Origin of the sequence: Arthrobacter sp. SLBN-100, assembly GCF_006715305.1 — a bacterium.
Classification (GTDB): Bacteria; Actinomycetota; Actinomycetes; order Actinomycetales; family Micrococcaceae; genus Arthrobacter.
In genome coordinates this window covers 2,653,296-2,674,495 of sequence record NZ_VFMY01000001.1, presented here as the reverse complement: position 1 = coordinate 2,674,495, position 21,200 = coordinate 2,653,296, and the positions used below count along the sequence as shown (strand labels likewise).

Genomic DNA, 21,200 nt, shown 5'->3' with positions numbered 1-21,200 from the left:
AGGGCCTGGTCACAGCCGTTAACTCCGCGTCACATCCCGTCAACAGACGCAAAAAGCCGACTCATGACGCTGTGCGAACTCCGGTGAAGTTATGCAACTTGCCGCCTTGCTGCCCCATTCCGGCCGGTCCTAGATTTGCAGCCAGCAACCGGGTCAAACAGTCCCGGCCCAACCAGAGAAGCGAGGTGGCGCATGAGTTCAGCAGCAACTACCGCGGCGCAGTCAACAACGTCAGCACGGTCGGCTGCCGGCGCGGCACCGGACGCCGTTGCTGGCGGGCCCGTCACTGCCAGCGGCGCTACTTCAGTCACCGTTACTACGGGGTCTGCGATTGCCGAACCCGTGACTGCCGAACCCGTGACTGCAGGGGCTGCGACTTCTGCGGAAACGGCCGCTCCTGAGGAAACCACCGCTTCCGGCCCGGCCGGGGTCCCGCCGGAAGGCGGAAGCGCCCGGGTGGCCACGGATTACTCCGCCTACCGGGTGGTGGCGGCGAAGCACCCCTGGCGCTGGGTGGGCACAGCAGCTGTGGCCCTCGGCGTAGTGGCAGTCGCCTGGTCGCTTGCCACCAACCCCCGCTGGGAATGGGGTGTTGTGGCACAGTGGTTCACCGCGCAGTCCGTCATCGCCGGGTTGCTGGAGACCCTGAAGCTGACCGCGATCTCAGGGATCCTCGGCTTCGTGCTGGGGTTCATCCTGGCGCTGATGCGGCTGTCCGCGTCGCCGCTGCTGGTCTCGGTGTCCTGGACCTTCTCCTGGATCTTCCGGTCCACACCCCTGCTGGTCCAGATGTTGCTTTGGTACAACCTGGGCTACCTGTACGAAAAGATCTCCCTGGGCATCCCGTTCACCGACGTCCGGTTCTTCGAGGTGCAGACCACCACGCTGATCAGCCAGTTTGCGGCCGCAGTGCTGGGCCTGACGCTGAACCAGGCAGCCTACTCCGCCGAAATCATCCGCGGCGGCATCCTCTCGGTGGACCAGGGCCAGCTTGAAGCCGCGGCCGCCCTGGGCATCCCGGCCTGGCGCAGGTCCACCCGGATCGTCCTGCCACAGGCCATGCGGGCCATCCTGCCCACCGCGTTCAACGAGATCATCGGCCTCGTGAAGGGCACCTCCATTGTCTACGTCCTCGCCTACTCCGAGCTGTTCTACACCGTGCAGGTCATCTACAACCGCACGCAGCAGGTCCTCCCGCTGCTGCTGGTGGCCACCCTCTGGTACGTAGTGATCACGTCGGTGCTCAGCGTCTTCCAGTACTACATCGAACGGCACTACTCAAAGGGCGCGGTGCGGAACCTGCCGCTGACACCCCTGCAGAAGGCCCGCAAATTCTTCGCCACCCACGCCGTGGCCAACGACGCAAGGAGCGCCCGATGAGCACCGCTACCTCAACTGCCGGAGCGCCGGCAACGATTGCCACCACACCGGCTGCCGCCACCCGTGGCCTGGTGGAAATCACCAAGGTCCACAAGTCCTTCGGCGCCACAGAGGTCCTCAAAGGTGTCAGCCTCACGGTGGAGCCGGGCGGGGTGGCCGTCATTGTGGGGCCCTCCGGCTCGGGCAAGTCCACGCTGCTGCGCACCATCAACCATCTGGAAAAGGTGGATGGCGGCTACATCTCCATTGACGGCCAGCTGGTGGGCTACGAAGTCCGCGGCGAGCGGCTGCACGAGCTGCGCGAGAAGGACATCCTCAAACAGCGCACCGACATCGGCATGGTGTTCCAGAACTTCAACCTGTTCCCGCACCTCACCGCGCTGGAAAACGTGGCCGAAGCCCCCGTCGTCGCGCAGGGCCGCTCCAAGGACGAGGCCCGGCGCCGCGGCCTGGAACTTCTGGACCGGGTGGGCCTCAAGGACCGCGCGGGCGCCTATCCGCGCCAGCTTTCGGGCGGCCAGCAGCAGCGCGTGGCCATCGCCCGGGCCCTGGCGCTGGACCCCAAGATCCTGCTGTTCGATGAGCCCACCTCGGCCCTGGACCCGGAACTGGTCAACGAAGTGCTGGACGTCATCCGCGAACTCGCGAAATCCGGCACCACGCTGATCATCGTCACCCATGAGATGGGCTTCGCCCGCGACGTGGCGGACACCGTGGCGTTTATGGACCAGGGGCAGATCGTGGAACAGGGCACCCCGGAACAGATTTTCACCAACCCGCAGGAACCGCGCACCCGGAGCTTCTTCTCCAAGGTGCTCGAGCCGGCTTTCAACATCTAAAGGATTCCCCCATGGCACTTCCCACCCGACTTTCCCGCCGCTCCGGCCGCGCGGGCACCCTGGCGGCGCTGCCCGCCGTCGTACTTCTTGGAACTGCTGCGCTGGCCGGGTGCGCTGATCCCGGCGCCACAGCCGCAGCTTCCGGCGGCGCTGCCCAGACGACGGCGGCGCGCAACGGCGTCGTCTACAACACCTCGCCGGACCAGCAGCGCATCCGCGCAGAGAAGGACGCGGCGCTCGCAGCCAAGGTCCCCGAACTGATTGGCAAGGACGGCAAGCTGACCATCGCCACCACCGCCGGCTCCATCCCGCTGTCCTTCCACGCCACCGACGATAAAACTCCCATTGGGTCGGAGCTGGATATCGCGCAGCTGGTGGCGGACAAGCTGGGCCTGGAGCTGGACGTGCAGGTGACGTCCTGGGAGAACTGGCCGCTGAAGACCCAGTCGGGCGACTTCGAAGCTGTGTTTTCCAACGTGGGCGTGAACAAGGACCGGGTGAAGCTGTTCGACTTTGCCAGCTACCGCACGGCCTTTATGGGCTTCGAAGCCAAGAAATCGGCCAGCTACGACATCAAGGGCGCAGACGACATCTCCGGGCTGAAGGTGTCCGTGGGCTCCGGAACCAACCAGGAAAAGATCCTGCTGGCCTGGAACAAGGAGCTCGAAGGCAAGGGCAAGGCCCCGGCCACCCTGCAGTACTACTCCTCCGATGCGGACACCATCCTGGCCCTGTCCTCCGGCCGCACCGACCTGAACATCGCGCCCTATCCGTCCACGGTGTACCGGGAAAACACCCGTGACGACCTGAAGGTGGTGGGCAAGGTCAACGCCGGCTGGCCGTCCGAAACCCTCGTGGCCGCCACTACCCTGCGGGGCAACGGCCTGGCGCCGGTGATCACCGAAGCCCTGAACTCCGCCATCGAGGATGGCTCCTACGCCCAGGTGCTGGAGCGCTGGGGCCTGTCCGAGGAGGCGCTGCCGGAGTCCGAGACCATCACCGAGGAAAGCTTCGCGGCTTCCCAGGCCACGGCCACCCAGACTGGAAAGACGTCATGAACGCAACGCACGCTGGGACCGCCCTCGAAGCCTTCGAAGCCGACTGGCAGGAATGGCATGCAGCCCACGAACGCCAGCGCGCGCACCCGCACGGCTTCCTGGCGGTCACCCACCTGCACTGGCTGGGCAGCGAAGCCGCCCGGCTGGAAGGTGCCCCCGGCACCTGGAGTGTTGAGGCCGACGTCGTCCGCGTAGTCCTCGAACCGGGCGAAAGCCTGCAGCGGGACGGGCAGGAGCTGAGCACCGCCGCCGGGGCCGTGCTGGAATTCGGTCCCATCGAGGAGCGCGGCGGCATCAACCTAACCTCCGGCGACACCGTCATCGAGGTGGCCAAGCGCGGCGGCGAATACATTGTGCGGCCACGGAATCCGGAGCACGGGCTGCTGCGGGAATACCAGGGCACGCCAGCCTACTCACCGGATGCTGCATACGCCGTCCGTGGAACCTTTGTGCCGTTCGAGGTGCCCCGCTCCACCACGGTGGGTGCCGCCGTCGAAGGCATCCAGCATGTCTACGAGGCGCCGGGCGAGATCCGCTTCAAGCTGGCCGGCCAGGAGCTGGCGCTGACAGCATTCAACGGGCACGCCCCGGGCTCGCTCTCCGTCCTGTTCACGGACCAGACCTCCGGCAGGACCACGTACGCGGCCAACCGCTCGCTGTCCGTGGTGCCCGCTGCGGACGGGTCCGCGGAACTCGACTTCAACCGGGCCGTGAACCTGCCCTGCGCCTACACAGACCTCGCCACCTGCCCGCTGCCGCCGGCGGAAAACCGGCTGCCCGTGGCCATCGAGGCCGGCGAAAAGATTCCCTACGAACGTCAGGACCAGCAGTGAGCACCTCTGAAACACCCGTGCCTTCAACAAGCCCGGCAGGGTTCCTTGCCATCGAGCTCGACGGCGCCGGCTGGGATGGCGGGCACTTCGCGAGCCTCGGCGAAGCCGTCCTTGCGGCCGAGTCCGCCGGGTTCCACGCCGCCACCTTCACCGACGCGCCGGTTCAGGGCCGGGCCAACGCGCTGCAGCGTGCGGCCTACGCCGGACCGGCGACCCGCACCATCGCCCTGGTCCCCGAAGTGGACACCGTCTACACCGAACCGTTCCACGTCTCCACCCAGCTCGCGAGCCTGGACTATGTGTCCGGCGGCCGGGCGGGGTGGATCGCCACCGCAGCGGAATCACCCGAGGGGGCTGCCGCCGTCGGACGTTCTTCAGTTAGCGGTGAGGCGCTCGCGCAGGAAGCCGAGGCGTCCATCGAGGTGTCCCGGCGGCTGTGGGACTCGTGGGAGGACGACGCCGTGATCCGCGACGTCGCCACCGGCCGCTACATCGACGTGGACAAGCTGCACTATGCGGAGTTCGAAACTCCGGCCGATTTCGCCGGCCCTGCCTACTCGGTGAAGGGCCCCTCCATCATCCCGAGGCCGCTGCAGGGACAGCTGCCGGTCCTTGCCGCTGCGTCGCTGGTGGGCGAGGGACAGATTCCGGCCGATGCCGTTGACGCTGTACTGGTCACCGCGCCGACGCCTGAACTGCTCGCAGCCGAGGTGCGCGACGTGCGTGCCCGGGTTGGTGCTTCCGTGGCAGTGATCGCCGAGCTCGACGTCGTCCTGCACTCCCGTGGGCAGGCAGCAGCCGAGCGTTCGGGCGGGTTGGACGGCGGCCGCGCACAATATGCCGGCACTGCTGAAGGCCTCATGGACCTCCTGGAATCGCTCCTGGAGGAGGCCGACGGCGTGCGCCTCCACCCGGCGTCGCTCGCCTTGGAGCTGGACGAGCTTTCCCGGCTGGTTCTGCCCGAGCTTCGGCGCAGGGGCGCCCTTCGGCCGCCTGTGCAGGACGGCACCTTCCGTGACCTGCTGGGGCTGACGCGCCCGGCCAGCCGCTACGGAGCCGCAGCCGCCGCCGCCGGCGCCGGAAAGTAAAGGAAAAACCATGACTCAGCACAACCGTGCTAAATCCGGGGTCTTTACGCCAACGGGCAAGATCCAGTTCGGTATCTTCTTCCAGGGCGTGAACTCCGGCACCATCTGGAAGGCTGCAGAATCCGGCTCCCAGACCGACTTCGAGTCGTTCCGCCGCCTTGCCCAGACCGCCGAGCGCGGGCTGTTCGCCGCCTTCTTCCTGGGCGAGGGACTCCGGCTGCGTGAGCACCTGGGCCGCCCGCACGCGCTGGACGTGGTGGGCAGGCCGGACGCGCAGACCATGCTTGCCGCCCTCGCGTCGGTGACCAAAAAAATCGGGCTGGTGGCCACCCAGAACACCACGTACAACGATCCCGCCGACCTGGCGCACCGGCTTGCGTCCCTTGACCTGATCTCGGGGGGCCGCGCCGCGTGGAACATCGTGACCACGGACAACGCCTGGACCGGGGCGAACTTCCGCCGCGGGGGATACCTGGACCACGCCGACCGCTACAAGCACGCCGAAGCGTTCGTCGAAACTGCCAAGCGGATCTGGGATTCCTGGGAAACACCATCGGGGCCCGCACGGCAGGTGCTCCATGAAGGGCAGCACTACACGGTGGACGTCACGCCGCGCCTGCCCCGCAGCGCCCAGTACCGGCCCGTGCTCTTCCAGGCCGGCGACTCCCCGGGGGGCCGTGACTTTGCCGCCCGCCAGGCGGACGTCATCTTCTCCGCCCACCCGAAGTTCGACGACGCCGTGGAGTTCCGCAAGGACCTGGTGGAGCGCTCGCTGGCGGCAGGCCGCGGGGCCAACGCCGTGCAGATCATGCCGGCCAGCGAGTTCATCCTGGCGGCCACGGCTGCCGAGGCGTTGGAGAAGAAGGAGTGGGTGCGGAGCCTGCAGATCGGGCCGCAGCAGGCCGTGGCGTACCTGGAGCAGTTCTGGGGCCGCGAGCTGTCCGAGTACGATCCCGACGGGCCGCTGCCGGAGATCGATCCCGTGGTGGAGGAGACCTCGGAGACGCGCGGCAGCGGATTCCATGGTGCCAAGGCCCGGCAGTTGGCGGACCAGTGGCGGGCGGAGGCCAAGGACAAGGGCTTGTCCATCCGCCAGTTCGTGTCCTCGCGCACTGCACGGGTGGACGCCACCTTCACCGGGTCCTACACGGCCGTGGCGGACCAGTTGGCAGAGTATACCCGGGTGGGGGCGGTGGACGGGTTCAACATCTCGCCGTGGCTGGTTCCCACCGGCCTGGACGACATCGTGAACCACCTGGTGCCGGAGCTGCAGGAACGCGGTGTTTACCCCACCGAGTACGCGGGCAGCACGCTCCGGGAAAACCTTGGACTGGAAACGCCGGTTCGTTCTTGAGTGTTCGACGGCGGCACTGAAGTGAGTGCCGCCGTCGACACTTCCTTGGGGACTGTTGGCCTCCAGCTGACGGTGTGGGAGCAGCGGCTCTAGGTTTCTTGGCTGCTTCGGATCGTCTGGATTGTCGCTTCCATCACCGGCGCCGGAGGTGTCAGGTTGAAACTTAGGATGTTTGTGGTGATGTGACTGGGAATCGTGGTTTCGACCCTATTCTGACGCTTTTAAGCGGCTGCCTGACGTCAGGTTGGGGTGTAGCTTACCCTGTTCAGTGACGTCGGCAGAATGAGCGTGACTGAGCACCCGCACAGCATGTGCTCAAGCCGCTCGCACCTGGTCGAAACCTCAGGGCGGCGGTAAGTTCCCCTTGCGACATCCCGGCCGCGATGCGGAAATCACGTACTCTGTTCTGCACATCCACCCCCTTGGGTAAAGGCTGTTTGTCACGAAAACCAAGTTGTCGTGTCCTCTAGTTCACGTTGGGACGATCCCATTCGCGGGACTCCCGAGTTGTGCCCAATGGCACTTCTTGGTCGACGCGGACAGTGTACTGGCCGTGATCGCGTTGTATGACCAGGATTCCCTGCCTGCGTTGAAGAGCGGCGGGTATAAGTCTGCTGATGGCACGGTTAAGCTTTTCGTCTCTGCTCTGGGACTCCTCCAAAGTCGTGACTTCAAGGGAAAGAGGAAGCGATGGGAGCGGGAAGAGGTCGCCGCCGGTTGGCGAGAAAACTGCGCTGGACTCCGCTGCATGATCGTGGGACAAATGTCTCCTTTACTAGGTCGGGCCGGTTACTAGGTCGACCGGCCCGTGGGTTGTATTACCGATGTTGTCGACCTCGTCTTTTATGGTCCATCGTGTGCTGTTTTGGCAGTGCGTTCGCGGTTGGTTCCGCCTCCTGGCCGCTGGACTGCTTTCCGGATTAGGCCGCGGTGTATTTGGCGTGACCGATCGATCTCGTGTCACAAGGATGTCGTGCCTGCGAGCTGCCGACGGCGGGATGAGTTCGGTTGCTGCACGGCTAAGAGCCGCGTTCCTGATCTCAGGGTGCCAACTAGTAGCTCAAGACGGAGTAACCATCGAGACGCTAATATCACGGGCTTTCGGTCACCACGAAGTGCCCTCGGGTCATTGTTTGAAGGCGGCATCAAAGGACGTGCTCGACGGCGGGAAGTCGAACTTTTTGAGGGAAGCGAGGGCTTCAGGGGCCCCATGGAGGCGGTCCATGCCGGCGTCTTCCCATTCGATGCTGATGGGTCCGTCGTAGCCGATCGCGGACAGGGCGCGGAAGGATGCTTCCCAGGGCACGTCGCCGCGGCCGGCGGAGACGAAGTCCCAGCCCCGGCGGGGGTCGCCCCAGGCCAGGTGGGAGCCGAGGACGGTGTTGCGGCCGGTCTGGCGGACCTTGGTGTCTTTGCAGTCCACGTGGTAGATCCGGTCCTTGAAGTCCCAGATGAAGGAGACGGGGTCGATGCCCTGCCACATCATGTGGGACGGGTCCCAGTTCAGGCCGAACGCTTCGCGGTGGCCGATCGCTTCGAGGGTGCGGACGGTGGTCCAGTAGTCGTAGGCGATTTCGGAGGGGTGGACTTCGTGGGCGAAGCGGACGCCGCACTCGTCAAAGACGTCCAGGATGGGGTTCCAGCGGTCGGCGAAGTCCTGGTAGCCGGAGTCGATGACCTTTTCCGGGACGGGCGGGAACATGGCGACGTACTGCCAGATGGAGGATCCGGTGAAGCCGACGACGGTGTCCACGCCGAGTGCCTTGGCGAGCCGGGCGGTGTGCTTCATCTCCTCCGCGGCGCGCTGGCGGACGCCTTCGGGGTCCCCGTCGCCCCACACCTTGGCGCCGACGATCGCTTCGTGGCGGAAGTCGATGGGGTCATCGCAGACGGCCTGGCCCTTGAGGTGGTTGGAGATGGCCCAGACCTTCAGGTTGTACTTCTCCAGGACGGCGAGCTTGGACTCGACGTAACCGGGTTCGTCCCAGCGCCAGGCATCCAGGTGGTCGCCGGAGACGGCTATTTCCAGGCCGTCGTAGCCCCAGCCGGACGCCAGCTTCGCGACTTCCTCGAACGGCAGGTCGGCCCACTGGCCAGTGAACAGGGTGTAGGGGCGGGGCATGTCAGGCTCTTTCTGTGGTGGGCAGTTGGATGAGGGCACTCTTGGCGGCGGCGGATTCCTCCACTGCGGCCAGGATGCGCTGGACGGCCAGTCCGTCCTCGAACGACGGCGAGGGCTGCGTGCTGCTGTTGATGGCCAGCAGGAGGTCGCGGACTTCGTGGGTGAAGGTGTGCTCCCAGCCGATGATGTGGCCTTGCGGCCACCAGGCGTCAAGGTAGGGGTGCTCCGGTTCGGTGACAACGATCCGGCGGAAGCCCTGTTCGCGGGCGGGGGCGGTGGCGTCCAGGAACTGGAGTTCGTTGAGGTTTTCCAGGTCGAAGCGGAGGGCGCCCTTGTCGCCATAGACCTCGATCTGCAGGGAGTTCTTCCGGCCGGTGGCCACCCGGGAGGCCTCGACTGAGGCGATGGCTCCGGAGGCGAGGGTCAGCGTTGCCCAGGCGGCGTCGTCGACCGTGACGTCTTCCAGGCCGTCGGCACCGGGCCGCCGGTCCACGAATGTCTGCAGGCGGCCCGAGACTTCGGTGACCTCGCTGTCGAGCAGGAAGAGGACCTGGTCAATGGCGTGGGACGCGATATCGCCGAGCGCCCCGGAGCCCGCCGTGTCCTTCCGCAGGCGCCAGGTCATGGGGGCGGATTCGTCGGCGAGCCAGTCCTGCAGGTAGGCCACGCGGACCTGTCGGACCGAGCCCAGCCGGCCTTCGCTGACCAGTTCCTTTGCGAGGGCCAGGGCCGGGACGCGGCGGTAGTTGAAGCCCACCATCGACTGCACGCCGTTGGCCCGTGCCGTCTGCGCGGCGGCGGTGATGGCCTCGGATTCGGCCAGGGTGTTGGCCAGCGGTTTTTCCAGCAGCACGTGCTTGCCCGCCTCGAGGGCGGCCACGGCGATTTCGGCGTGCATCCAGCCCGGCGCGCAGATATCAACGATGTGGATATCGTCGCGTTCGATGACAGTGCGCCAGTCCGTGGCTGTTTCCTGCCACCCGTACTTGGCGGCGGCTTCGGCGACGGCGGAGGCGTCCCGGCCAACGAGAACTTTTTGCTCGAAGGCCGGGACGTCGAAGTAGCTAGCAACGTTCCGCCACGCATTTGAGTGGGCTTTGCCCATGAACGCGTAACCGATCATGGCAACACCGAGCGTTTTTGGCGGGCTGCTTTGCTGTGACATCTATTCGTTCTTTCTCATACGAGTTTTCGGGCGGGCAGCGCGGGCAACGCTTAGTGCACTGGGATAAGGCTATCGACGGATCACTTGACTGCTCCGAAGGACAGGCCAGCGACCATTTGCCGGCGCAGAATGATCATTAGGACAAGGATCGGTGCAACGATGAGGGTTGCGGCGGCGGTGATGTCGCCCCAGTCGGTGCCGTACATGCCGGTGAATTGCTGAAGACCGACTGGCGCTGTTTTGGCTCCGCTTCGGGTCAGGGACAATGCGAACAGGAATTCATTCCAGGACAGTACAAGGGTGAGTACCGCTGCTGTTGCTACCGATGGCACCAGCAGGGGCCAGATAATTCGTCGCAGGATGTTCCAGGTTGAGGCGCCGTCCATCATTGCTGCCTCCTGGATCTCGTAGGGCAGCTGCAAAATCGAGCTGCGGAGAATCCAGACAACAATGGGCAGATTGAAGGCGGCGTACGGGACGATCAGCACGGGGTAGGTGTCCATCAGTCCGAGCTTTCCCGCGAACACGAAGATCGGAATTACGGCAACGATGGGCGGAAACATATAGGTGGAAAGAATCCAGGAGGAGAGCCCCTTCCGTGCACGGAAATCCCTCATGGTCAGGGCGTAGGCTGCCGGCACTCCCACGGCGATGGCCAAGGCTGTGGCGCCGAGGCTAACGATCGCGCTGTTCAGAAGGAGCTGTCCGAAGGTCTCGGATTTGCCGCCGCCCGCTGAGAGAACCGATGCGTAGTTTTCAAGCGTCGGCTGGAACAGCCAGGCCGGCGGTATCTGGTTTGCCAGCCCGGCAGGCTTGATGGAGGTGACAAGCATGAACACCAATGGGATGAGTCCGATAAGGAGCCATGCCCAGAGGAAGGTGCGGCCGACAATAGTCCGGGATATTGAGCCGCGGCCGATGGTTGTTGAAGGTGCTGGCATTAGATTTCCTCAGGATCGGACCGGCGGCCAATGACGCGCAGCATCAGGGGGACAAGCAGGGACAAGATGATCAGGAAGATCACACCGAGGGCGCATGCGAGACCGACGTTAAAGCTCTGGAGGCCGACGCGGAATATGCCGAGGTTGATGATTTCGGTGGAGCTGCCGGGGCCTCCGCCGGTGAGGATCTTGAACGAGTCGAACGTCTTGAAGGCTTGGATAGTGCGAAGAACTGCAGCGATGGCGATGAACGGGATCATCCCAGGCAACGTGATGTGCCGAAACATTTGCCATGGCGAGGCGCCGTCGACCAAAGCGGCTTCCCGTGGTTCACCAGGAAGTGACTGGAGCCCGGCCATCAGGATGAGGGCGATGAAGGGCGTCCACTGCCACATGTCCAGGATAAGCAGAACGATCCATGCCGAGGTGGGGTCCCCGAGTAGGTCTACGCCTTTGGGGAAACCGAGTTGGCCGAGGTAGTAACCGACCCAACCATAGTTGGGGTTCAACAACTGCTTGAAGACCATGGCTGCCACGGCAGGTGTGACTGCAAATGGCAGCAGCATGAGTGCCGCCCCGACCTTGTTGGCCGTCGTTTGTGCGGCTAGGGGGAGTGCCAGGGCGAATCCAAGAAGCATTTCCAGGATGACGGCCCCTGCCACAAAGGCAAGGGTGATGAGAAATGCGTGGCGAACCGAGGCGTTGGAGACTGCTTCGATGAAGTTATTAAACCCAACGAAGCGTCCAACACCGCCTAGAATTTTGTCGTTCCGGAAGGCGGAGTAGAAGATGAATGCCGCCGGGGCCACCGTCATCAGCAGTAGGACGATCATTGACGGGGCCATGTAGGCCCAGGGGAGTGAGCGCTTTTTCCAGGTCATCGGCTTCCTGCCGTGCGGAACGGTCGGCGTTTGACCGCCCGCACGGCGGGAACCCTCGACCTGCAGCCCGGCGTTGGGCAGGGCGGCAGTGGATCTCATGTTTGATGCTCCTTGGACAGGGTGTTGAGTGGCAGGATTAGTAGCCGGCTGAGTTGAGAAGAGCCGAAATCTTGTCAGCTGCTCCCTTTAGCGCCTGCTCGGGCGAGGAGGATCCTGTTGCCGCATTATTTACGGCCACCGCTACTTCGTGGCTGACTTCTGTGTAGTTCGTTAGGCGGGCGCGGCCAACGCCTACCTCCAGTGACTTCCCCAGCGTGTCGTAGAACGCGGCGAGGGGATGGTCTTTGCTGATGGAGGAATAAACAGAGCTGCGGCTTGGGTGCAGAGACTTTTCCGTCATGGCCGTCTGCTGCTCTGCAGCGGTGAGCCAGCTGATTGCCTGGTAGGCCCATTCCTTGTTCTTGGAATTCTTGTTAACACTCAGCATCCAGGTTCCAAAGTGCGGACCTGCTGCTTCGGCCTTCGGAACGGGGGCATAACCGATGGATCCCTTGACGTTGTCTGCCAACTTCAGGTCGTGGTAGTTGATGGTCATCGCTGTCAGCCCGTTGTCAAAGGATTCGGCTGTCGTTCCCCAGTCAGCAGACGTACTGCCTGGCGGTACATGGCCGCTTTGGGCGAGCTTTGCATAGTAGCTGAGCGCCTCTACACCCTCGGGGGAGTTGAAGGCGAGATTCAGATCCTCGTCAACGAGAGTTCCGTCTCCGCCGAAGGAAGCAAGGAGTGTCTTGAAGTCATCCGTTGCCCAGTCGCCCACGCCGGCCATGACCGTTGTGCCGTACCGTCCCTTATCCGGCTGGGTGAAGAACTCGGCTGCCTGAGCATATTCATCCCACGTCTCGGGAACCTTCAGGTCTTTGCCGTACTTGGCCCGGAAGTTGGCCTTCTGCTGGGGATCATTAAAGAGGTCGCTCCGGTACGCCATCACGGCGACGTTCGACTGGATCGGTAGCCCATATACGTCGAACCCCATGTTCTTGATGGCGCCGGGTTCGGGCTTTTCGGTTTCATTCGGGTAGCGCTTGATCGGTGACTCGGCGTTGTAGACAGCCGTGTCGTAGAACACCTTCGAAATGTAGTCGCCGATGTTGGCATCGCCGACAGTGTTCAGGCCCTTGTTTTGAATATAGGGAGTGAGCGGCTCAAGGTTCTGCACGAGCGCCGGCGCCCAAGGTGTATCAACAACAACAATGTCGTAGTAGCTGCTGCTGGACGCGAATTCCGAGAAGACCTTCTGCTGGAGGGCGTCATACGGCTGGTTGTCGATCTTCAGGTCGATCCCGAGCTTCTCCTTGAACTGCGGGACCAGCGACGCCACCGCGGCGCTGTTTGCTTCGTCGGTGGTGTAAAGCATTCTGAGTTCGGCCGGCTTCGCGGCACTGGCATTTGGGTTGGGCGATTCAGCTGAGCAGCCGGTTGCGACTAAGGCTGTCGCTACAGCTGCTCCAAGTCCGGCGATCAGGCGGGACTTTGCTACTCGCCTCTGAGCTTTGAACATTTGCCTGTCTTTCGTTGATCGGCTACCGGGCGAGGATTTTTTGGCCGCGGTGCGGAACGGTCGACGCGCCCTCGCTACCTTTGCCGGGGCGGGGAGGTGGTGAGGAGGCTCACAAACAGATTAGAAAAACTTTTGTAATACGTCAAGCAAAAGTTGCCTATCTCTACCCGTATCCAGGTAATCCTTCAGATATAAGCTTCCAGTGGCGATTGTTTGTGCGGCAGAGTCGGCGACATCTCTGCAGGTCAGCGCCCTTTCCGAGTGGCGCAACTAATGTTCGCTCCCAAGCAGACTTTTGTATGTTCATTGACATAGCGCATGTGCTCGATGTCATAATCTAGGCATGAAAGCAGATCGGGGATGAGCGGAAGCGGCAAGACCCGCAGGGTTTGCCGCTGGCCCTCTGATTGTTGGGTATGAGCTGTCTGCGTTCACAGCGGAACGCGGACAGCTCATTGCAAGAACGGACGATCAGCCCTGCCTTGCACGGACAGAGGTGCCGCGCAGCCAGCGCTGATGCCGGGCGAATCCAGTTTTTGTACCGCGTAACCACGTAAGACTAGAAAGAGGCTCGAAGTGCGTGCAGTCATCCTTCCCGGCGACAAGAAGGTCGTCGTCGCCGATCGTCAACGTCCGGAGCCGAAGCCCCACGAGGTCCTGGTTCAAACCAAGGTCTCCGCTATCTGCCGCAGCGATATGAGCCTGTACTACGGCAACCCGATTGTCGGCGGTGAGGCCGCCGAAACCGGCGACGTAATCCCCGGCCATGAAGCGGCAGGAGTTGTCGTGGCAGTAGGCGACGCCGTCACCGGTGTAGCAGTGGGTGATCGAGTCGCGGCCCATCTTGCCGTTGGCTGTGGCCACTGTGAGTACTGCGGCGCCGGTTACACGATGCTCTGTCCGGACTGGAAATGTTTCGGGTTCGACTTTCCCGGCGGCGACGCTGAGTACTTCACGATTGCCGCCCGAAATGCGCTCCCGCTTCCTGAGCATTTCAGCTTTAAAGCAGGTGCGGTGATGACCGACATGATCGGCAGCCAGTACCACGTCCAGAAAAAAATGGGCGTCAGCGGCAACAAAACGGTCGCCGTCATCGGTCTAGGACCTATGGGCTCCGCAGCCGTTCTCGTTGCCAAATGTTTCGGGGCACGGGTTATCGCCGTTGACATTTTGGATGAACGGCTCGAACAAGCCCGGATCCTCGGCGCGGACGACGTCGTCAACAGCAGGGACGCTGATGCTGCGGCAGCAATCCGGGAACTGACACACGGACGCGGTGTCGAAATCGCCATCGACTGTTCGGGTAACCCTGCCGGGCAGAACACAGCCCTCGATGCGGCAGCAAAGCTCGGCTGTGTGGCCTTCGTGGGTGAATCCCGGGCCACAGAAATCAACCCGAGTGACCAGATCCTCCGCAAGCTGCTGACCGTCGTCGGCGGCTGGTATTTCCCGCTGGGCGAGTGGCCCGAGATCCTGCGCTTCATCGCCGATAACAACGTCGATGTCGAGGCCATCATCAGCCACGAATATTCCCTGGAAGACGCCGAACAGGCATTTGGTGCCTTCGACCGGCGTGAAACCGAGAAAGCCGTCTTCACCTGGTCCTGAAAGCACCAGCACAAAGATTCATCGAGAAAGGACCAACAGCACATGTTCCGCTACACCGCAGAGATTCTCCCCTATCACGACATGCCGCTCGAGGATGCAGTCAGGGACCTGGCCGAGATCGGGTTTACCGAAGTCAACTTATGGTCATCCGCATCACCTCTGGCCCACCACGTGAACCCCGGCGATGACCCGGGCAAAATCCGTGACATTCTTGCCAAATACGGCATGAAACCGTGCGGACTGACCGTGTACGGCAAAAACCAGGACGAGATCCTCGAGCGCGTCCAGTTCGCAGCGGATCTCGGGATCGACACCGTCATCTTCGACTGTGAAGCCAACTATTCGGACTTCGTCGGATTGTTCCTGCCGCCCATCGTCGAAGCCGCTGCCAAGGCCGGCGTGCGCATCGCAGTGGAAAACCACCTCACTGTCCCGTTTTCCGCGGACTTCGAATCCGGGGGCAACGAAGACAAACGCTGGGACGAAGGCGTGGACACTTTTGCTCAGATCAAGCGTCTTGTCCGGGACATCGACGATCCCCACCTGGGCGTCTGCCTTGCACCGCCCCACATGTGGGTCATGCAGGAAACAATCAGCGAAGTCATCGCCTTCCTGACCGAACGTAAAAGGCTGTACTACTACTACATCTGGGACGTTGACCGAGCATACCGGCACGGCGTTGACGGCCTGAATTTCGGACCGGGCGAGAAACAACTTCCTTCGCCCGACGGAACACTGGATCACCGCTTCCTTCTCAAGGAACTCAAACGAGCGGGGTACGAGGGAGCCGCCAGCCTGAAATGCCACGGAACGCACGGGTGGAGCATGGAGAAAATAGGACAGGAGATCCGCAGGTCCGATGTTTACATCCGGGACGCGTACGAGGCGTTGAAGAAGTAACCGGCAGTCCCGGGTTGAAACAAGTAGTGGGCCGCTTTTGATCTAATGGGGAATGTACATGCGTCCTAAGGATAATTGCAGAACCAACCACGCAAGCCCGCTCGACGACGCCGCGCGGCACTACATCAGTAAGGGTTTTTAATGACCGCGGTCCAGACGTTGCCTGCTGCAGACGGCCAATCCAGGACAAAGAAAGCGAACCCGGGTTTCGGTGCCAGTGAACTCTTTCAGATACTGAGGGATGGACGCCCGCGCACACGCTCCGAACTAGTGGCAGCAACCGGTTTTGCCCGGTCAACCATTACAGCGCGCGTTGAAGAGTTGCTGGAGACTGGTTTCATTGCCCCTGTCGGTGACGCCACCTCCACCGGAGGCAGACCGCCCGCGCGTGTGGCATTCAATCCATCGGCGCGGGTGGTTGCTGCCGGCGATATCGGTGCGACGCATGCCACTGTGGCTGTAACAGATCTCGCCGGGACGATCTTGGCAAAAGCCAGGGAACAGATCCAGATCGCGGACGGTCCGGAATCCGTACTTGACCGGCTGACCGAAACCATCAGCAGCCTTCTGTCCAAGCTTGACCGCACCCCCGAAGACTTGATCGCAGTAGGAATAGGGCTGCCCGGTCCCGTCGAGCACTCAACTGGAAAGCCATCCCAACCTCCCATCATGCCCGGGTGGAACGGGTTCGACGTGCCCCACTATGTTCAACGGACCTTTGACGTAGCCGTTCTCGTGGATAACGACGTCAACATCATGGCGCTGGGCGAGCGGGCGGTGGGTTGGCCCGAAACGGAGAACATGCTGTTCCTCAAAGTAGCCACAGGCATCGGATCGGGAATCATTAGCAGCGGAAAGTTGCAGCGCGGCGCGGATGGCACCGCAGGCGACGTGGGGCACATTGCCATCAACAGGGCCTCCGGGATCGTCTGCCGCTGCGGCAACATCGGCTGCCTCGAGGCAATCGCCGGGCGCCCCGCCGTTGCCCGCTCCCTGCGCGCTGCGGGTGTGGACGTCCCTCACGATTCAGAGGTCATGGCACTTGTCCGTCAAGGAAACCTGCTCGCCAGCCAGGTAATGCGCCAAGCGGGGCGGGATATCGGGGAAGTTATGAACATGTGCGTAAGCCTCTTAAACCCCTCCGTCATTGTGATCGGAGGCTCCATGGCTGAGGCCGGAGAGCAACTGATAGCGGGGATGCGAGAGGCCGTATACGCCCGCGCAACCCCGCTGGCAACGCAGAACCTAGCCATCGTCCCAGCCCGAACAGGCGCCGATGCTGGCATCACCGGCGCCGCCATCATGGCACTGGATCACGTCCTGGCCCCAGAAAATCTCCAAATGCTCGCCGCCAGCTAACAACTCTCCGCCAGCGGCAAGCCGCTGCAACATGCGGTGGCGTCTTCCCAAACCAAACCACGTGTTCGCTCGCTACGCGTACCAAACCGAAGGCCGATAATGGTGACTCGGTCAAGTAGCTATCGGGGCGCGCGCTGTCTTCAACATCTGGCACGCGAAATTTGATGCGACGATCTGCGTTGACGTCATAATAGCGAAAATTACCGTTACGGACTGTGGCTCATGATGTTCTCAGATTTCACCCTGACAGTCGGAGGGGCCTGAAATCGGGCCCTTCGCAGATGAGCGTGGCTAGGGCGGTCTGAGCCTCCGCCGCGATTTCGGTGCGGCGTGGTGCGGCAGGAAAGAGGTCAGGGCCTCTTTGAATTGGTAGCGACCAAGCAAGACCGAAGCCGTAGAACGAACGGAACAAGACCCACCGGTCGTTCTCCCGGCGCTGCCGGCCCCTGCCCGAACACCACCGCGGTGACCGCGCTAGTGAGATTGTCGTAGCGGATGTGTTTGGTCGGGTTACCGCCAAGAACATTGAAGGCCTCGATGTGGCCTTCAAGAAAGGCTGCATGGGCCTGGGTCGGGTAGATCCGATGGATGGCCCTGCCCGAATGCGATAACCGAAAGATGAACATGTGACAAATCGTCTTCACCCCGTTCAACAAGACATAGACCTCGCCGAAGTCCACCTCGGCCTCGGCGCCCGGCGCGTGTTCCTGAGGAACGAGCACCTCAACGCGGCGTCCGGCCTCCACATCAATCTGGGACCGACGGACCCTTAGTTAATCACGCACCGTGGAATACGACAGCTCCCGCACACCGTGCTCTTCGATAAGCCCGGGCCAGGATCCTTCGTGAAGTATGACGCTGCTTCCGCGGAGCCGTTGTATCCTCGATCAGCATCGCATCGATCGCGACCTTGAACGGTTCCAGCCTCCAGGACACGCCTTGACTCTGTTTGCACTCTCCGGAGGGGCCGCTGAATCCAGTGCCTGCCTCACCGTTCTTCTGTGGACTCCGTGCCAGACCGCCAACGCACGAACGGACAGGCCCTCAACCCGGGCGTCCCTTCGGATCCGCGCGGACAACTGCACTCTTGACTCCATCCAGACCAACCTTCCGCCGCATCCATCCACTGATGAACCAACGTTGAAGGTTGGGCCACAGGTGTAACCGTCACAAGGTGCCCGGCCAGTCCTAAAGTGGGGCCAGAAATAACCGTCCTACCGGGGCCATCCAAACCTGTCACAGCCATAGCCCAAAGGTCGCACTCGGTCTGTCGACACTCCACGCTTCCAGCGCGGTTAGGTGCTAGACGATATGAAGTGAGGGGTTCGGGTCACATGCCCCGTCCTGGACCCGGCCATGATCGCCGGGGCGGTCCCCGCAGCGCCGGCTTGATGCAGGCCCTAGGCCTCTCCGGGTGGGCGGCGCTGCGGTGCCTGAATCCCGGGCGGTGATGTCCTCTATCCCGGACGGGGCGTGTCACGGCAAGAGGGGGCTGGCAGGGCCGGGGCCTTCTGTTTCACAGGGGCCGTGGGTTGCCATTGACGGCTCCCTTGGCCTGGTCGGCTCGTCGGGGGGTGCAATGGTAGTGCCACATGTGAAGTTTGGGAGGTCCCGGCTATGTTCGAGCATACTTTCATTGGTCTGGATGTTCACGCGGTCAACGTCGTTGGCCATGCATTGAACCCGGCTACCGGTGAAATCAGCACCCATACGATGGCCGCTGACCCGGCCATGGTGCTGGAGTGGATCCACCGATTCGAGCCGCCGGTCAAGGTCGTCTATGAATCCGGGCCGACAGGGTTCGTCCTGGCCAGGTACCTGCGGGCCGCGGGCATCGACTGCGTGATCACGGCGTCCTCGAAACTGCTGCGCGCACCCGGAGACCGGGTCAAAACCGACCGGCGCGACGCCCGGGTCTTGGCTGAGATGCTCGCGGTCGGCTTGGTTACCGAGGTCCGCATCCCCGACCCGGACGAAGAAGCACTGCGGGACCTGTCCCGGCTGCGGTCCGGCACGGCCAAAGACCTCGTTCACGCCCGCCAGCACGTGAACGTGATCCTGCTGCGCCACGGCATCCGCTACCCCAAAGAGACCAAGGAACACGGCCTGTGGCTGCACCGCCAACGATTCAAGGAACCGGCCCTGCAGTTCACCTACGACGCCGACGTCGAACAGGCAGGGCTCTTGGCCTGGCATCTGGCACGCATCGACAAGCAGGTGACGGCCACGGCCGCGGCATGCCGCTACGGCCCGGTGATCCACGCGTTAGTGTCTCTGCGGGGCATCCAAGTCACGACCGGATTCGGGCTGGCGGTGGAGATCGGGGACTGGACACGGTTCACCGGTTCGTCCATCGGCTCCTACCTCGGGCTGGTTCCCGCGAGGAGTCCCCCGGCCAATCCCGGCACCAGGGGCCGATCACCAAGGCCGGGAACACGTACGCCAGAAAACTCCTCATCGAAGCCGCATGGCAGCACTTGCGCCCCTAAGCCCGGCCCGGGGAACGGCTGCTGCACCAGCTCGATCTCGTCGCCCCGGCAACCCGGATCAGGGCCCTGGAAGGAAACCACAGGCTTCATCACAAGTGGGAACACTTCGACGAACGCCGCAAAATGTCCGTCAAGGCCAACACCGCCATCGCCCGCGAACTCGCCGGCTGGTGCTGGCCTCTGGCCGCCCCGCTCCAACAAGAAGAACGCATGACTGCAGCCTGACCCTGAACGTGCCCCGGGACATGGTGGAGGTGCGATGGCAGCATGCGGAGCTAACTCGAGAACGCCGCTATGAGCAGACGGAACCGAGCCGTCGACGCTCGATGCTAGACACCGCTAGAGCTCCAGCCGAACACATCGTCATGCGGTAACCAACCCGCGAATGTCAGCCTGACACTGCAGTCGAAAACGACTCGCCACCACTCCACGCCACGACCCGGCCGGCACACGATGAGCGGCCCCGGGAACAAAACCCAGGAGCCGCTCATCCCTGCACTCTTGACAACCAGACCTACATATCAGGGGATCAGCGACTCCCGCAGTTGTTGCAGGGCAACACGTACATCGGTTTCGGATCGGTGGATCTCCCTCACATTCATCCCGGTAAACTCTTTCACCGCACGGCGCATGCTTTGCACGTTTGTGAATCCGCATGATGTCGCAATTTCTGAGTAGGTGATCTTTTGGGCGTCGGCCTGAAGGAGGAGTTCCAGCGCTTTGCGCGTTCTCAAGGCGCGTATGCGCTCGCCCAAGTGGAGTTCTTCATTTTCGAAAAAGTAGAACAGGGAGCGACGGGAGAGGTTGAACCTTTCGGCGACCATTGCCACGTCAAGATCTGGGTTCTTATAGCCCGCCTCAAGGTATTTCTTCACCGCCAGACTTAGGGCCGGTTTCTGCGCCTCATCGTCGACCGACGTTTCGAGCAGGGAGCCCGCCAGGGTTGCCATCATGGATCTGAGGATGTCTGCGGTTCCCGATGCCTCCCGGTCGATGCCTTGCCGTTTCCAACTCAACAGCGCAGGGATTACGAAAGTGCCCACAATTGGGTGCTTTGCGAGGTCAGGCAGGCGAAGTAGGGAGCCTAGCGCGGTCTCGCTCACCTCCAGGCTGCTGCGGTCGATGTTGAGCTGCAAGGCGTGAAAGCCCTCGGGCGCATCGAAACCGCCCGGCCGCGAGGTATCGATGAACCGGACGGAGCCCTGTGATACTGGCTCAGGCACGCCGTTGACAAGGATGGTTAGGGACGCTGCTTTGCGGAAGTAGGCCAGCCGCAGATCCCTGGTGTCGCCAGCCGCCCACGAGCCCACGGCGGGGGCGTTGACCAGTTCTATGAGGCTGAAACCTGGCCCGGCAAGACTAATGGCCGAAGGAGTGATAGGCGCGGGAGCAGCATGTGCCGACTTTTCCAACCGCACGGGTGTTTCGACAGCACTGCCGTACCAGGTTCGCCAGTGTTCGAACCATTGTTCGGGGCGGAGCCCTTCCGGCACTGCATATCGTTGCAGATGGCCACTGTTCCCGGTAGCGGATTGAGGCATGCCATCCTCCTTTTCACGAGCTGAACCTTCATTGCGGCCCTGAGAGTGGTCACGACGTCTTGAGGCAGCGGTTGCGGTGGCTCG

16 protein-coding genes and 1 pseudogene are annotated in these 21,200 nt (G+C 62.8%); 10 read left to right on the top strand and 7 right to left on the bottom strand.

The genetic code is table 11. The features are described 5' to 3' along the window. Positions 1–192 precede the first annotated feature (192 nt). Genes FBY31_RS12435 through FBY31_RS12410 form a run of 6 tightly spaced genes read left to right on the top strand, consistent with a single transcriptional unit; the run spans position 193 to position 6,552 of the window. Positions 193–1,380, top strand: coding sequence for an ABC transporter permease subunit (locus FBY31_RS12435; protein WP_235013039.1), 1,188 nt, complete (start codon positions 193–195; stop codon positions 1,378–1,380). Further along, on the top strand, positions 1,377–2,219 hold the full coding sequence (locus FBY31_RS12430) for an amino acid ABC transporter ATP-binding protein (RefSeq protein ID WP_142041286.1): 843 nt from the start codon (positions 1,377–1,379) through the stop codon (positions 2,217–2,219). Before FBY31_RS12435 ends, FBY31_RS12430 begins: the two co-directional genes overlap by 4 nt. Before the next feature lie 11 nt (positions 2,220–2,230). After that, positions 2,231–3,277 (top strand): transporter substrate-binding domain-containing protein, encoded by a 1,047-nt coding sequence (locus FBY31_RS12425; protein ID WP_142041283.1) that lies wholly within the window; start codon positions 2,231–2,233, stop codon positions 3,275–3,277. Further along, positions 3,274–4,110: a DUF1684 domain-containing protein gene (locus FBY31_RS12420; RefSeq protein ID WP_142041279.1), complete on the top strand. Its 837-nt coding sequence runs from the start codon at positions 3,274–3,276 to the stop codon at positions 4,108–4,110. The genes FBY31_RS12425 and FBY31_RS12420 overlap by 4 nt, the downstream gene beginning before the upstream one ends. Continuing rightward, on the top strand, positions 4,107–5,198 hold the full coding sequence (locus FBY31_RS12415; RefSeq protein WP_235013038.1) for an LLM class flavin-dependent oxidoreductase: 1,092 nt from the start codon (positions 4,107–4,109) through the stop codon (positions 5,196–5,198). The genes FBY31_RS12420 and FBY31_RS12415 overlap by 4 nt, the downstream gene beginning before the upstream one ends. 10 nt (positions 5,199–5,208) lie before the next feature. Next, a complete protein-coding gene (locus FBY31_RS12410) occupies positions 5,209–6,552 on the top strand; it encodes an NtaA/DmoA family FMN-dependent monooxygenase (protein WP_142041276.1) in 1,344 nt (447 codons plus the stop codon). A 1,126-nt stretch (positions 6,553–7,678) separates the two neighbouring features. Here FBY31_RS12410 and FBY31_RS12400 read toward each other — a convergent pair. The 5 genes from FBY31_RS12400 to FBY31_RS12380 all read right to left on the bottom strand — a co-directional run bounded on the left by FBY31_RS12400 (position 7,679) and on the right by FBY31_RS12380 (position 13,075). Beyond that, on the bottom strand, positions 7,679–8,674 hold the full coding sequence (locus tag FBY31_RS12400) for a sugar phosphate isomerase/epimerase family protein (protein WP_142041273.1): 996 nt from the start codon (positions 8,672–8,674) through the stop codon (positions 7,679–7,681). Position 8,675: 1 nt separating this feature from the next. Then, a complete protein-coding gene (locus tag FBY31_RS12395) occupies positions 8,676–9,839 on the bottom strand; it encodes a Gfo/Idh/MocA family protein (protein ID WP_142041269.1) in 1,164 nt (387 codons plus the stop codon). A gap of 80 nt (positions 9,840–9,919) precedes the next feature. After that, entirely contained in the window at positions 9,920–10,780 is an 861-nt protein-coding gene (locus tag FBY31_RS12390) for a carbohydrate ABC transporter permease (protein ID WP_142041266.1), read from the bottom strand. Beyond that, the gene (locus tag FBY31_RS12385; RefSeq protein WP_142041262.1) at positions 10,780–11,760 is read right to left on the bottom strand and encodes a carbohydrate ABC transporter permease; all 981 of its coding nucleotides are present in this window, start codon (positions 11,758–11,760) and stop codon (positions 10,780–10,782) included. The genes FBY31_RS12390 and FBY31_RS12385 overlap by 1 nt, the downstream gene beginning before the upstream one ends. Positions 11,761–11,797: 37 nt before the next feature. Continuing rightward, the gene (locus FBY31_RS12380; RefSeq protein ID WP_160142462.1) at positions 11,798–13,075 is read right to left on the bottom strand and encodes an ABC transporter substrate-binding protein; all 1,278 of its coding nucleotides are present in this window, start codon (positions 13,073–13,075) and stop codon (positions 11,798–11,800) included. 720 nt (positions 13,076–13,795) lie between these two features. Between FBY31_RS12380 and FBY31_RS12375 the strand changes: the two genes are divergently transcribed. The 3 genes from FBY31_RS12375 to FBY31_RS12365 all read left to right on the top strand — a co-directional run bounded on the left by FBY31_RS12375 (position 13,796) and on the right by FBY31_RS12365 (position 17,086). Then, the gene (locus FBY31_RS12375; protein WP_142041256.1) at positions 13,796–14,827 is read left to right on the top strand and encodes a zinc-binding dehydrogenase; all 1,032 of its coding nucleotides are present in this window, start codon (positions 13,796–13,798) and stop codon (positions 14,825–14,827) included. A gap of 42 nt (positions 14,828–14,869) precedes the next feature. Beyond that, positions 14,870–15,727, top strand: a complete 858-nt coding sequence (locus FBY31_RS12370; RefSeq protein ID WP_142041253.1) for a sugar phosphate isomerase/epimerase family protein — start codon at positions 14,870–14,872, stop codon at positions 15,725–15,727. Between the two features lie 390 nt (positions 15,728–16,117). After that, the gene (locus tag FBY31_RS12365) at positions 16,118–17,086 is read left to right on the top strand and encodes an ROK family protein (protein ID WP_442858174.1); all 969 of its coding nucleotides are present in this window, start codon (positions 16,118–16,120) and stop codon (positions 17,084–17,086) included. A gap of 367 nt (positions 17,087–17,453) precedes the next feature. Here the strand turns inward: FBY31_RS12365 and FBY31_RS23345 are convergent. Next, positions 17,454–18,183: pseudogene (locus FBY31_RS23345) on the bottom strand (IS21 family transposase); the annotation flags it as partial. 520 nt (positions 18,184–18,703) lie between these two features. Between FBY31_RS23345 and FBY31_RS12355 the strand changes: the two are divergent. Continuing rightward, positions 18,704–19,789 (top strand): IS110 family transposase, encoded by a 1,086-nt coding sequence (locus FBY31_RS12355; RefSeq protein WP_235013037.1) that lies wholly within the window; start codon positions 18,704–18,706, stop codon positions 19,787–19,789. Positions 19,790–20,096: 307 nt separating this feature from the next. Here FBY31_RS12355 and FBY31_RS12350 read toward each other — a convergent pair whose 3' ends face one another. Then, positions 20,097–21,116, bottom strand: coding sequence for an AraC family transcriptional regulator (locus FBY31_RS12350; protein ID WP_142041247.1), 1,020 nt, complete (start codon positions 21,114–21,116; stop codon positions 20,097–20,099). Positions 21,117–21,200 lie beyond the last annotated feature (84 nt).

Coding starts and splice junctions, on each gene's coding strand:
- FBY31_RS12435 (WP_235013039.1), top strand. CDS start 193: ATGAGTTCAGCAGCAACTACCGCGGCGCAGTCAACAACGTCAGCACGG.
- FBY31_RS12430 (WP_142041286.1), top strand. CDS start 1,377: ATGAGCACCGCTACCTCAACTGCCGGAGCGCCGGCAACGATTGCCACC.
- FBY31_RS12425 (WP_142041283.1), top strand. CDS start 2,231: ATGGCACTTCCCACCCGACTTTCCCGCCGCTCCGGCCGCGCGGGCACC.
- FBY31_RS12420 (WP_142041279.1), top strand. CDS start 3,274: ATGAACGCAACGCACGCTGGGACCGCCCTCGAAGCCTTCGAAGCCGAC.
- FBY31_RS12410 (WP_142041276.1), top strand. CDS start 5,209: ATGACTCAGCACAACCGTGCTAAATCCGGGGTCTTTACGCCAACGGGC.
- FBY31_RS12400 (WP_142041273.1), bottom strand. CDS start 8,674: ATGCCCCGCCCCTACACCCTGTTCACTGGCCAGTGGGCCGACCTGCCG.
- FBY31_RS12395 (WP_142041269.1), bottom strand. CDS start 9,839: ATGTCACAGCAAAGCAGCCCGCCAAAAACGCTCGGTGTTGCCATGATC.
- FBY31_RS12390 (WP_142041266.1), bottom strand. CDS start 10,780: ATGCCAGCACCTTCAACAACCATCGGCCGCGGCTCAATATCCCGGACT.
- FBY31_RS12385 (WP_142041262.1), bottom strand. CDS start 11,760: ATGAGATCCACTGCCGCCCTGCCCAACGCCGGGCTGCAGGTCGAGGGT.
- FBY31_RS12380 (WP_160142462.1), bottom strand. CDS start 13,075: ATGCTTTACACCACCGACGAAGCAAACAGCGCCGCGGTGGCGTCGCTG.
- FBY31_RS12370 (WP_142041253.1), top strand. CDS start 14,870: ATGTTCCGCTACACCGCAGAGATTCTCCCCTATCACGACATGCCGCTC.
- FBY31_RS12355 (WP_235013037.1), top strand. CDS start 18,704: ATGTTCGAGCATACTTTCATTGGTCTGGATGTTCACGCGGTCAACGTC.
- FBY31_RS12350 (WP_142041247.1), bottom strand. CDS start 21,116: ATGCCTCAATCCGCTACCGGGAACAGTGGCCATCTGCAACGATATGCA.